14 protein-coding genes and 1 tRNA gene are annotated in these 11230 nt (G+C 43.5%); 5 read left to right on the top strand and 10 right to left on the bottom strand.

Going from position 1 to position 11230, the window contains the following annotated elements; genetic code table 11:
- Positions 1-296 precede the first annotated feature (296 nt).
- Entirely contained in the window at positions 297-794 is a 498-nt protein-coding gene (locus ACYPZI_RS10585; RefSeq protein ID WP_459601357.1) for a MarR family winged helix-turn-helix transcriptional regulator, read from the bottom strand.
- Between the two features lie 188 nt (positions 795-982).
- Between ACYPZI_RS10585 and ACYPZI_RS10580 the strand changes: the two genes are divergently transcribed.
- Positions 983-1549 (top strand): hypothetical protein, encoded by a 567-nt coding sequence (locus tag ACYPZI_RS10580; protein WP_459601355.1) that lies wholly within the window; start codon positions 983-985, stop codon positions 1547-1549.
- 360 nt (positions 1550-1909) lie between these two features.
- Here ACYPZI_RS10580 and ACYPZI_RS10575 read toward each other — a convergent pair whose 3' ends face one another.
- Positions 1910-2122, bottom strand: a complete 213-nt coding sequence (locus tag ACYPZI_RS10575) for a hypothetical protein (RefSeq protein WP_459601353.1) — start codon at positions 2120-2122, stop codon at positions 1910-1912.
- Between the two features lie 142 nt (positions 2123-2264).
- Between ACYPZI_RS10575 and ACYPZI_RS10570 the strand changes: the two genes are divergently transcribed.
- Both ACYPZI_RS10570 and ACYPZI_RS10565 read left to right on the top strand, forming a co-directional pair.
- The gene (locus ACYPZI_RS10570; protein WP_459601351.1) at positions 2265-2408 is read left to right on the top strand and encodes a hypothetical protein; all 144 of its coding nucleotides are present in this window, start codon (positions 2265-2267) and stop codon (positions 2406-2408) included.
- Between the two features lie 36 nt (positions 2409-2444).
- Positions 2445-3137 (top strand): acyl carrier protein phosphodiesterase, encoded by a 693-nt coding sequence (locus ACYPZI_RS10565; RefSeq protein ID WP_459601349.1) that lies wholly within the window; start codon positions 2445-2447, stop codon positions 3135-3137.
- A 47-nt stretch (positions 3138-3184) separates the two neighbouring features.
- Here ACYPZI_RS10565 and ACYPZI_RS10560 read toward each other — a convergent pair whose 3' ends face one another.
- The 8 genes from ACYPZI_RS10560 to ACYPZI_RS10525 all read right to left on the bottom strand — a co-directional run bounded on the left by ACYPZI_RS10560 (position 3185) and on the right by ACYPZI_RS10525 (position 9765).
- Positions 3185-3541 (bottom strand): hypothetical protein, encoded by a 357-nt coding sequence (locus tag ACYPZI_RS10560; RefSeq protein ID WP_459601348.1) that lies wholly within the window; start codon positions 3539-3541, stop codon positions 3185-3187.
- Entirely contained in the window at positions 3531-3908 is a 378-nt protein-coding gene (locus ACYPZI_RS10555) for a phage holin family protein (RefSeq protein WP_459601346.1), read from the bottom strand. Before ACYPZI_RS10555 ends, ACYPZI_RS10560 begins: the two co-directional genes overlap by 11 nt.
- Positions 3898-4095, bottom strand: a complete 198-nt coding sequence (locus ACYPZI_RS10550) for a YtxH domain-containing protein (RefSeq protein ID WP_459601344.1) — start codon at positions 4093-4095, stop codon at positions 3898-3900. The genes ACYPZI_RS10555 and ACYPZI_RS10550 overlap by 11 nt, the downstream gene beginning before the upstream one ends.
- A gap of 135 nt (positions 4096-4230) precedes the next feature.
- Positions 4231-5622, bottom strand: coding sequence for a tRNA (N6-isopentenyl adenosine(37)-C2)-methylthiotransferase MiaB (gene miaB, locus ACYPZI_RS10545; RefSeq protein ID WP_459601342.1), 1392 nt, complete (start codon positions 5620-5622; stop codon positions 4231-4233).
- A gap of 333 nt (positions 5623-5955) precedes the next feature.
- The gene (locus ACYPZI_RS10540) at positions 5956-6879 is read right to left on the bottom strand and encodes a TolB family protein (RefSeq protein WP_459601340.1); all 924 of its coding nucleotides are present in this window, start codon (positions 6877-6879) and stop codon (positions 5956-5958) included.
- A gap of 357 nt (positions 6880-7236) precedes the next feature.
- A complete protein-coding gene (locus ACYPZI_RS10535) occupies positions 7237-8553 on the bottom strand; it encodes an ABC transporter permease (RefSeq protein ID WP_459601338.1) in 1317 nt (438 codons plus the stop codon).
- Positions 8550-9464 carry an ABC transporter ATP-binding protein gene (locus ACYPZI_RS10530; protein ID WP_459601336.1) on the bottom strand — a complete coding sequence of 305 codons (915 nt, stop codon included), beginning with the start codon at positions 9462-9464 and terminating at the stop codon, positions 8550-8552. The genes ACYPZI_RS10535 and ACYPZI_RS10530 overlap by 4 nt, the downstream gene beginning before the upstream one ends.
- A gap of 228 nt (positions 9465-9692) precedes the next feature.
- Positions 9693-9765, bottom strand: a tRNA-Lys gene (locus ACYPZI_RS10525).
- Positions 9766-9960: 195 nt separating this feature from the next.
- Between ACYPZI_RS10525 and queC the strand changes: the two genes are divergently transcribed.
- Positions 9961-10632: a 7-cyano-7-deazaguanine synthase QueC gene (queC, locus tag ACYPZI_RS10520; RefSeq protein ID WP_459601334.1), complete on the top strand. Its 672-nt coding sequence runs from the start codon at positions 9961-9963 to the stop codon at positions 10630-10632.
- Between the two features lie 62 nt (positions 10633-10694).
- The gene (gene queF / locus ACYPZI_RS10515) at positions 10695-11162 is read left to right on the top strand and encodes a preQ(1) synthase (RefSeq protein WP_459601332.1); all 468 of its coding nucleotides are present in this window, start codon (positions 10695-10697) and stop codon (positions 11160-11162) included.
- Positions 11163-11230: the final 68 nt, after the last annotated feature.

Here is an 11230-nt window from a genome sequence, read left to right as displayed (position 1 = left end):
ATTTTATACTTGAATGAAAATTTCAAAGAACTTTAGTTATCGCTTTTCAATCGACTTATAGTCGACACTCACGCGAATTTTATTCGCAATCAAACCTATGGATTGGAAATCCATAGTGGTTTATTTTAACTAAAATGTTACTTTTTAGTTAAAAAGTTACGAGTTACAAGTTGTTGACTGTTGACTGTTGACTAACTACTTACTACTGCTAACTGTAAAAGTTTGTTACTTTTTATGGCAAAAAGGGGCCCTGCACGGATTGTCACAATCCATACAGGGCCTACAAAATCACAAAACTAAACAATACATATACCCATGTTGCCTCTTCCGTCTTTATTCGCCTCGATCAGCCTTCTGAGGTATAGGTTGAAGCTTGGGATATCGTCGCCCAGCAATTTGAAGAACTCCGTATCGATGCTTTCGATTATTTCGATGGCCTTTTCCATAACCTTTTCTCCTTCCGCAGTGAGTGTTACAGCCTTCGCCCTGGTATCCCCTGAATGCGCTTTACGGCACACGTATGTTTTTTTCTGCAGTATTCCGAGGATTTCAGAGACCCTCATTTTATCGATTTTGGTATGGCGTCCCAGATAAGCCTGGGTAACTTCCTTGTTGTGGAGGTTCAGCCAGTGTATGCTGGCCAGTATCACATATTGCGACTGTGTCAGTCCTACATGCTTCTTCAGTATACTTTCCTGCATCTGCTGCCACAGGTGGGAAACCTGCCACAGCAGGAAACCTGTATTTTCCTCCACCACATCGTATTTGAACGGACCCTGATTGCTTTGATTCATTACAAAATTCCTTTTAAATTTGTTTACTATATTTGCGTTTGATTTTAAAACACAAACAATACAAAACTATAATCCAATTATTTACATAATATATTAATAGTTACTTCGTATGAACCACAACAAAACAATGAAAAATTACAGAATAATTTTATCCGCGGTACTCTTGTTAATTTGCAGGCTGTCCCTCAGTGCACAGGTTACTATTGGTGGGACATGCCCCGGCGGAAGGGTCCTTACTGCAACTTAAGGAAAATGAAGTCAGCGACGACAGTGAAAATGCGACCAAGGGGCTTGTATTGCCGCGCGTCTTCCTGAGTGATACCGGAAATCTTTACCCGATGTTCCTGTCCGATCCCCAAAAACCGGGTTCAGGGGGCAACGCAGCCTATCAGCAAGACAAAGCGACCATACCCAATCCAACAGAAGGGGTGATGGTATACAATACAGGAAAAAATTCATCATTCCCAACTGCCGGATATATGTACTGGAGCGGAACGGAGTGGAAACTTTTCAGCAACGTATCTTCGGTTTCGCCCAAAATATCGCAGCTGTACTGCGACAGGGCGGAGCTGAGTCCTGGTTCATATAAAAAGAATGTTCCTTACGTCGGTGTACTGAAAATACCTTATTCCGGCGGAAACGGCTCCGGAGACAGTGGCGAAAATACAATTTTAGTGAGTTCGAATAAGGATGCCTCGTGGGGCAATGAAGACGTTTATTTTTCCAGCAGCCCTGAACAACGCTCTTATATGTGAACGTCTAAAGACACTGGTGACCAGACTTTCTACCACCTGACCTTTATGATGGGGGCATCGGACACAGGGGCGGCAGATGATGTCAGGGCCGCGGCGTCGAAAGCCTTCCTGAAAATAGATCAGATACGCGCAACAAACTGATTATTCCGGTTGGCAATACAATGTGATGGAAGAGCCTGTTTAAATTGCCGCGAAACAATTATTACAAGCTCTGACCAATAATACATGGCGGCTTTTATGGTGTTTTCAGCGTATTTTTTCCATTTACCTTTTGGCTTAGCGGGGTAAACCCGCAAGTAAAAAAGATAAATCCATCTGAAAACAGCCGTAAAAAAGTTTTGCTGAAAAATTAAAACAGACTCAAAAAGTAATACAATAATGGACACTAATGATAAATACGCGGGCATAATCCTGCGGATCTTGGGCGACCACCGGATAGAAGGAGTGTACGATCCCGGGCACGGCCTTGTTTACCTCTTCCACGAGGATGAATATGGCTGCGTATTCAACCTGTTCGGCTTCTACGGGCCTCATATCGAAAGCCGCCTTGTCTGCGCCATGAGGCCGGCCCATAAAGATGCGCGCCTGGTGCGTGCGTGCTTATCGGGCATAAACCGCCTGCTGGGTTGGGACGGATTTTACCTGGATTCCGTCACGGGGTGCATCGCCTGTTCGGTGGACTATGACTTCCCCCCGGCGGGCCTAAGGTATGGCGATGCCGGCCTGGAAAGGTTCTGTACGCAGGCCTGGCAAACATATTTCAGTTACCGTAACACCCTGTTGCGGCTGGTTCAGGGAAGTATGGTGCCGGGGAGGTGGACTGAAGCCGATGACTGAAAACAAGAAATGCCAAAGGTGAATAAATCTTAACACACCGGAAAATATCCGGGCTCAAATGATCGGAATCCGCCTGCCTGTCTTACCTTTGTTTTATGCAAAGCAAACCGACAAAATGAACTTCCTCGCGCATGCATACCTTTCGTTTGGCGATCCGGAGATCCTGGTCGGAAATATGATTGCCGATATGGTTAAAGGCAAACAGATAGAATTGTACCCCGAAAGAGTGCAGCAGGGAATACATGTACATCGCCATATAGACCGCTTTACGGATATACATCCTGTGAATACGGTAGCTGTGAATCTGTTCCGGGGCTCGGCCCGGAAATATGCGGGAGTATTTCTCGATGTGTCTTACGATCACTTTTTGGCTTTGGATTCGCAAAACGAACCCTCCGGAGGATGGAAGGACTTTAGCCGCGAGTGTTACGATACGATAGCACGTTATGAAGGTGTGCTGCCCCCTCATTTTTCCACCCTGTTCAAATATATGAAGCGTGAAAACTGGCTGTACAATTATCGCAAACGGTCGCTGATAAAACGCAGCTTCCGGCGTTTGAAGCAACGGGCTTCTTATCTCGATAGCAGCGCGCCTGTATTCGCCGACTTCGAGCATCACTACGATGAGCTGCAACAAAGTTACAATGCCTTTTTCCCTGAGTTGAAAGCGTATGTTATCAGTGAACAGTCAACAGTGAACAGTGAACAATTAGTTACAAGTTATTGTCGCTTCGCGCCATTTTCAAATTGACACATTTCCAAATTGGCACATTTTCAAATTTTCAAATTGACTAATTTTCAAATTGACTTTTTCTTACCGGAGAAGAGCGATTTTATTTTTTTCACGGCAAAGCGCCACAGCAACGGCTGTACTATTTCCCACACCAGCGGATAATAAGCCATCAGTCCGCTCCATACGGTTTGCACCAATCCTGCCGGTTCGGATGCTTCTGTACCTTTTTCTTTGTTTTCCTTACCTCCAAACCCCATCCAGCCGGCAATACCTGAGGCTGCGCTGTTTATCAAAAGAGAAGGAGCATTGTCCGATAAATATTCCCAATGTTCCGATAAGCGGGTTTCACTTTCGGCGCATTCCCGGCGGAGTATCTCTTTTTCCCGGCGGATTTCGTCTAATAGTCTGTTTTTATTTTTCATCCGTTTCCATTTTTCTTATAATCTTAATCGTACCCAATAGAATGGAGCTTTTGATTTTTCCTCTGAAAAGAAAAACTACCAGTAATAAAAACAGAGAGAACAAGGCTATAATGCCAAATCCGGCAGCCAGACTGCCAAGTATTTCACCAATTAGAAAGGCTAATCCCAGAAGAATAAAGAAAAGAGCAAAAGATATGATAGACGCGACTATTAAGCCATATCCCAAAATTGACGCCGATATGCTTACTTTTTCGTAAGCGTCTAACTTAAAAAGGCGTATCCTTTTATTGATATAGCTTAATAGTTCCAGCCTGATATCTTCAAGTAGAGAACTTAAATTATAGTCTTTTTCAGAGTTATTCGACATTGTTGTTTTCCAGATCGTTTATTTTTTCTTGGATCTTGTTGTTTGTAGCAGTTTTAATTTTACGCCCAAGGTTGTTGATACTTCTAAGCCATTCATCCTTTTTGTCCGAAGCGGCAATGTAACCTACCGCTGCACCTAAGGCCGCACCGATAGCCAAGAATAGTAAATTAGAACCTGTCTTATTCATAATCTAAATTATTTTTTATTTTTCTTGTTATACTAAAATTCTCTTCTTCCCTTTCAAAAACGAACGACTAATATAATTACTTTTTAAGAAAAGAGAAAAAATCTTTACTAAAAATAACTATTCAGCCTGTTTGTTTTAAGGATGCGAGTCTTCATTCTTCAAGCGGATAGCTTCGCCAAACAATGTGGCAGAGGTATTTCCTGTTATCCTTACTTTTACAAGGTCGCCAACGCGGTGGCTACCCTTGTCGAAGATAACCACTTTATTTTGCGATGTACGTCCGAACAGTTGCTCGCGCGAACGTTTCGAAAAACCTTCGACCAAGACTTCAAACTCTTTGCCAACATCATTTTTGTTACTTTCCAGTGAGCATTCGTTTTGCAACTGTATGATCTCTTCCAGCCGTCTTATTTTCACTTCTTCCGGTATATCGTCGGTCAATTTTTTCGCGGCAAAAGTTCCCGGACGTTCCGAGTATTTGAACATGAATGCCGAATCGAAGCAAACTTCGCGCATTAATGATAGTGTTTCCTGATGGTCTTCTTCCGTTTCGGAATGGAATCCGCACATAATGTCGGTCGATATGCCGCATCCGGGAATGATCCGTTTGATAGCTGCTATACGATCGAGATATATTTCACGGTCATACCTGCGTTTCATGACGTCCAGCATCTTGGAACTACCCGACTGAACAGGCAGGTGGATAAATTTGCAGAGATTGTCGTATTTGGCTATCACCTCCAGCGTTTCGTCCGTCATATCGGTAGGATAGGAGGTGGTGAAGCGTATACGCATATTTGGAGCTTCGAGGGCAACTATTTCGAGCAGGCGTGGAAAGTCTACCACTGTGCCGTCCTCGTTTTCGTAGCGGTACGAGTTTACGTTTTGTCCCAACAAGGTTACTTCCTTGAAGCCCCTGTCGCGCAGGTCGGCCACCTCGTTGAGGATACTCTGGGGCAAGCGGCTGCGTTCACGCCCGCGTGTGTACGGTACAATGCAATAAGAACATACTTTGTCGCACCCGCGCATAATGGATATGAAACCCGAAATGTGGTTTCCTCCTATACGCAAGGGTATTACGTCCTTATAGGTTTCTGTTTTAGATAGTTGTACGTTGATTGCTTTTTCGCCGTTTTCGGCGGCGCCTACCAGATTGGGCAGGTCGAGATAGGCATCGGGGCCTACAACAACGTCTACATGGTGTTTGCTGTGCAGTTCTTCTTTTACCCTCTCGGCCATACATCCCAAAACACCGATAATCATGTTGGGCCTTCTCTTCTTGCGGATGGCGTTGAAGTATTCGAGGCGTTGAACTACCCGCTGCTCGGCGTTGTCGCGTATCGAGCATGTGTTAACAAATACGGCATCGGCGTCTTCCAGCTTGTCCGTCATGGTGTAACCGTCCATCTGCATTACCGATGCAACAACCTCGCTGTCTGCCACATTCATCTGGCAGCCATAGGTCTCGATGAACAGTTTTTTCTCGTCAGTCGTGGATTTAAAGTCCAGTCCTTGTTCTTTGTTCATAAGAAATATAATTTAAATAAAATGCATGCAAAGATAATGATTCTTATCTCTGTATTAGCAGTACGCGTGGTTTATTATAGGGCGAACGTACGAAAATAGCCAAAATGCTACATTGTGATGATTTTCATAATATAGGAGCTATTGGCCTTTAGCTGTTAGCCATTAGTAGCGCGAAGCGACAAAAAAGCTAATTTGCTAATGTGCAAATATGCAAATGAGCAAATGCATCGTCATTGCGAGGATTTATCCGAAGCAATCCAGTAAACACACTGGATTGCTTCACTTCGTTCGCAATGACGAAACATTTTCAAATTGGCACATTAGCAAATTATGTCATTTGCCGGGATGTAAACGATAACTGACAAAAGCAATATGCTTACTATCAGGCGACCACGAGTTAACATTAATCGTACCCTGCCCGCCAAAAAGTTTAGCCAATGTCTTCGGATTACCTCCGTCGGCAGGCATTATACGCAACTCTACATTCTTATTCGCCAAATGTTGTCCCGGTTCAAGATCACCTTTATAATAGGCAATGAAAACGATCGATTTCCCATCGGGCGAGACATGCGGAAACCACGAATTGAGCCCTTCATCGAATGTCATTTGTGTTTGTTCCGAGCCATCCGCCTTCATCCGCCATATCTGCATCAGCCCTGTACGCACCGAGTTGAACCATATGAATTTTCCACAAGGGGAATATTCCGGACCGTCATCCAACCCTTCCGCGACAGTAAGACGCACTTCCTCTCCACCTTTTGCAGGGATGGCATATACGTCATAATTACCCCTTCTATCGGCACAATAGGCCAGGTAACGCCCGTCAGGACTCCAACCATGCAGATAACTCGGCGCCATCGGTGTTATCAGTTGGGGAGTTCCCCCTTCCAGCGGCACCGTATATATGCGCGATTGTCCGTCTTCCTTTGTCCCATGACTGATTGCAATCTTCTTTCCATCGAAAGACAGGACATGGTCGTTGTTGCATCCTGTAGCGAATCCGGTATCAATGGTATCCGGTTCGCCCTGCGAAAAAGGTGAAAGCTTGTATAAACGTCCGCCGCTGTTATATATCAGCCACATCCCATCGCAGGTCCAATTCGGAGCCTCTATCAGATAAGGAAATTCCCTGACTACAGTACGCTGTCCTGTGGATACATCCATTATTTCAAGGATGCTTGTTACATTATTTTTTTGAGCATAAATAAACGAAAGGCCGAAAGCCAACCCAATAACACATAACCAAATCCTATTCATAACCTTATTGTTTTATAATATAATTGAACCCTATGGCAATCTGAACCGGAGTAGAACTTTTATACCGGACAACGTCCATTATTATACAAATCTAAGAAAAAAATGACAGAGCCGCCGATATTTTGTAGGGCAACCGCGTCAAAATTTATTTCTTTTACTGGATTGCTTCACTTCGTTCGCAATGACGTGCAACAGTAAACAGTTAGCAAGGCCTTTTCGTCATTGCGAGGGCTTGTCCCGAAGCAATCCAGATGAAATGATTTAAATTTTCATAGAGCGCTTACTTCGCTTAAAACCAAATAAAAAAAGAGCTACCACAGAGACAGCCCTTTTCCGATTCACCTTTACTTATATAAATTACTTATACTTAAGCCATTTCATCATTTCGGCAAATGTAACTTTCTTTCCGTACATGAGTATACCCACCCGGTATATTTTCGCGGCAAACTTAATCATCAATACCGCCGTAACGAACAACAGTACAACAGACAGCAACAGTTCCCATATAGGCACTTCGTACGGAGCGCGCACCATCATCACCACGGGCGACGTAAATGGTACCAGCGAACACCAGAATGCCATCTGCCCTTCGGGATTGTTGGCTGCAGCAAAACCTGTATAGAACGCCAGAAGAAGTATGATAGTAAGAGGCATCATCAGCTGTTGCGCTTCCTGCGAATCGTTGGCAGCCGAACCAAACATGGCATACAGTGATGCAAACAATAAGTAACCGCCGACAAAGTAAAGCAGCAAACAAGCTCCGATCTGTATCCAGTTGATGTTGAATAACATGCCCCTCATGCCATCCATCATTTCAGGTTGGTTCTGCATCATGGCCATTGCCTGTTGTGTTTCCATTCCCGACATAGGATTGCCGAAATACAATTGTCCGAAGATAATAGCGCCGCCGCCGATAACCACCCACACTAATAGTTGCAGAAGCCCTACAAGCCCTACACCTACTATTTTACCCATCATCAGGTCGAATGGCCTTACCGATGAGATAATAACTTCTATAATGCGGTTTGTTTTCTCTTCCACCACACTCTGCACTACCAGTTGCCCGTACATCATGATAAAGAAAAACATACAGAATGTAAGCGCCATACTCACAATAGATGCGGCTTGCCCGAGAGTTTCGCTTTCTTTTCCCGTTTCGTCGAGGCGCACAGTATTGACATTGATGCGATCTTTCGATTTCAGCAATTGTTGCAAATCAGTTACTACCTGAGGTTCTATATTACTTTTGGTGGTAAAATCATCTATTTTTTTATTTCTCACAGCTTCGGTCAATACTTCATCGATGTATGAAGTTAAACCACTTGGAGGTTGTTGTTTTTCGGAATAAAAAGTAACCGCATTGGGATTCTCATTGAGGTTTGCGGTTATTTCCAACAAGGCCGTCGTCTTGTCATTCAGCTTATCTTCTTTCGAAGTCAGATTTATAAATTCATATTTATCGGACGATTTGAGCAGAGGGGCGTATATGCCTGTGTGGTCTAATACATACACCTTGCTTATGTCGTCGTTTTTACTGAGCATCATCAGGGCCGCCGGCAAAAATGATACAGCCAGAAACAGGAACGGAGTCAGTATGGTTGTCAGAATAAAAGCCTTCGTTTTTACTCTCGAAAAGAATTCTCTTTGTATAATTAATCCTAACGCGTTATTCATTTTTCCTTTGGTTTAGATACAACTTGTATAAATATATCATTCATCGACGGCAACTCTTCTTCAAAAGAGATCACCTCGTATTTCTTAGCCACTTCTTGTATCAGGGCCGAGTTGGAAGCTTCATCGGTACGCTGTATGCGTACTTCTGTCGTATTGTTGAATGTCGACTGAGAAAGAATTGAGAAATGTTCGGATTCCATTTCGAAGCTGTCGCCCGCCACCTGTAGTTTGAAGATATACTTCCTGTACCGGGCACGGATTTCTTTCACATTGCCATGCAAAACTACTTTCGATTTGTCTATCAGCGATATTTCGTCGCAAAGCGCCTCCACCGATTCCATGTTGTGAGTGGACAAGATGATGGTTTTGCCTTTTGCTTTCAGTTCCAGCAATTCGTTTTTCAACAGCTCTGCGTTCACAGGGTCGAATCCGCTGAACGGCTCATCGAGGATATACAATTCGGGCTCGTGTATTACGGTAGCAATGAACTGTATTTTCTGCTGCATTCCTTTCGAGAGTTCTTCCACTTTTTTGTTTTCCCACGAAAGTATATCGAACTTTTTCAGCCAGTAATTTGCCTTTTTGCGAGCCTCTTCTGCCGACAAGCCTCTCAACCGTGCAAGGAAAATGATGTGCTCGCCTACTTTCATTTTCTTATATAAGCCCCTTTCTTCGGGCAGGTAACCTATTTGGAAAATATCGTCGGCAACGGATTCGCGTCCGTTCATAAATACTTTCCCTTCGTCGGGCGCGGTTATCCTGTTTATAATACGGATAAGTGACGATTTCCCTGCTCCGTTGGGCCCCAGCAAGCCATAGATACAGCCCTTGGGAACCTGGATGCTAACACCGTTGAGGGCAGTATGATTGCCATACTGTTTGACGATGTCCTGTGTTTCGATATAAAACATGTTATATTATTATTTTAGTTCTATTTAGTTAGTCGAGGTACAAATCGAAAAGTCACAAAAGTATAAAAATATTTGTGAGCTTTCGATTTTTTTTGTTAGGACAACCGCCCTCAAAATTTATTTCTTTTATCTCAGTGCAATAAATGCCTAACCGGAAGCAATAAAGGACAGGCATAAAAACAAAAAAAGCAGCTACATTTAACTGTGACTGCTTGATTATTATCCCTGTGACCTCGGTGGGGCTCGAACCCACGACCCACTGATTAAGAGTCAGTTGCTCTACCAACTGAGCTACGAAGTCGTTTTGGTAGGTGCAAAAGTATAACAATTATTCTTTTTAAGGAAATTAATCTGAGAAAAATTACTGTCTTATGAGACCTATTTTATAAGTTCCGGGTAACAGCACAAATATTTCATTATTATTCACTACTTTTGTAACCGAAAAGGAAACTTTTCCGTGTAACTTAGGATTAACCACGTAAAAAACAGAGTTTCTATGTATAAATCAGAATCAGCATTAGTCTTGTTCTCGGGAGGACAAGATTCTACAACATGCCTTTATTGGGCGCTCAAAAACTTTTCGTCCGTGCGCACCCTGTGTTTTACATATGGGCAACGACATTCCAAAGAGGTAGAAGTAGCCCGTGACATTGCCGGACAAGCCGGAGTACCTTTCCAACTGCTCGACGCATCCATTATCAGCCGGCTTTCGGTCAATTCACTGACCAGCGACATTGTGATGGATGAGGAAAAACCGGCCGACTCCTATCCAAACACATTTGTACCGGGACGAAATTTATTGTTCCTTACTTTTGCTGCTGTTATCGCACGTTCACACGGCATACGGCACATTGTGACGGGAGTTTCGGAAGCCGACTATAGTGGTTATCCCGATTGCAGGGACACGTTCATCCTGTCGGCAAATGCATCTATCAACCTGGCTATGGACGAGCACTTCCAGATACACACACCGCTGATGTGGCGCAACAAGGCAGCCGTATGGCAGCTCGCCGATGAATTGGGCGCTTTCGACATCGTTCGCGCTCAAACCCTTACCTGCTATAATGGCATTGTAGCCGATGGATGCGGACATTGCCCTTCGTGTAAATTAAGAAAACAAGGATTGGATGATTATTTAAGCAGTCAACAGTCAACAGTCAACAGTTAACAGTTAACAGTTAACAATATGTTTTTTAACTTTTTAACTTCTTTAAGTACTAATTTTAAATTATGACAATAGAAGGATTGAGCCACTTGGGTGGCAAAACAGAATATAAAGACGATTATGCTCCTGAAGTACTGGAAGCTTTTGAAAACAAGCATCAGGGAAACGATTACTGGGTAACGTTCAATTGTCCCGAGTTTACAAGTCTCTGTCCCATTACCGGACAGCCCGACTTTGCCACTATCCACATCAACTATCTGCCTGATGTGAAGATGGTAGAAAGCAAAGCATTGAAATTATACTTATTCAGTTTTCGCAATCACGGAGCCTTTCACGAAGATTGTGTAAATATCATTATGAAAGACCTCATCAAACTGATGGATCCGCGATATATCGAGGTGGTGGGTATTTTCACTCCTCGCGGGGGCATCAGCATCTACCCGTACTGCAACTATGGCCGTCCGGGCACAAAATACGAACAAATGGCTGCCGAACGCCTGTTGAGACATAATCCGCAACAGATACAATTTTGAAGGTTTGCCCTAAACACAAAAAACTTTACAATCAAAAAAGAAGATAGAATTGTTATCTTTGTATTTTC

It is taken from the genome of Dysgonomonas reticulitermitis, from assembly GCF_054601275.1.
This window is presented reverse-complemented; position numbering and strand designations above follow the sequence as displayed.

Bases quoted from the DNA above. Each gene is read 5' to 3' on its own strand.
- ACYPZI_RS10530 (WP_459601336.1), bottom strand. From the start codon at position 9,464: ATGTTTTATATCGAAACACAGGACATCGTCAAACAGTATGGCAATCAT.
- ACYPZI_RS10550 (WP_459601344.1), bottom strand. From the start codon at position 4,095: ATGAATAAGACAGGTTCTAATTTACTATTCTTGGCTATCGGTGCGGCC.
- ACYPZI_RS10565 (WP_459601349.1), top strand. From the start codon at position 2,445: ATGATCGGAATCCGCCTGCCTGTCTTACCTTTGTTTTATGCAAAGCAA.
- ACYPZI_RS10585 (WP_459601357.1), bottom strand. From the start codon at position 794: ATGAATCAAAGCAATCAGGGTCCGTTCAAATACGATGTGGTGGAGGAA.
- miaB (WP_459601342.1), bottom strand. From the start codon at position 5,622: ATGAACAAAGAACAAGGACTGGACTTTAAATCCACGACTGACGAGAAA.
- queF (WP_459601332.1), top strand. From the start codon at position 10,695: ATGACAATAGAAGGATTGAGCCACTTGGGTGGCAAAACAGAATATAAA.
- ACYPZI_RS10555 (WP_459601346.1), bottom strand. From the start codon at position 3,908: ATGTCGAATAACTCTGAAAAAGACTATAATTTAAGTTCTCTACTTGAA.
- ACYPZI_RS10575 (WP_459601353.1), bottom strand. From the start codon at position 2,122: ATGGGCCGGCCTCATGGCGCAGACAAGGCGGCTTTCGATATGAGGCCC.
- ACYPZI_RS10535 (WP_459601338.1), bottom strand. From the start codon at position 8,553: ATGAATAACGCGTTAGGATTAATTATACAAAGAGAATTCTTTTCGAGA.
- ACYPZI_RS10570 (WP_459601351.1), top strand. From the start codon at position 2,265: ATGCCGGCCTGGAAAGGTTCTGTACGCAGGCCTGGCAAACATATTTCA.
- ACYPZI_RS10560 (WP_459601348.1), bottom strand. From the start codon at position 3,541: ATGAAAAATAAAAACAGACTATTAGACGAAATCCGCCGGGAAAAAGAG.
- ACYPZI_RS10540 (WP_459601340.1), bottom strand. From the start codon at position 6,879: ATGAATAGGATTTGGTTATGTGTTATTGGGTTGGCTTTCGGCCTTTCG.
- queC (WP_459601334.1), top strand. From the start codon at position 9,961: ATGTATAAATCAGAATCAGCATTAGTCTTGTTCTCGGGAGGACAAGAT.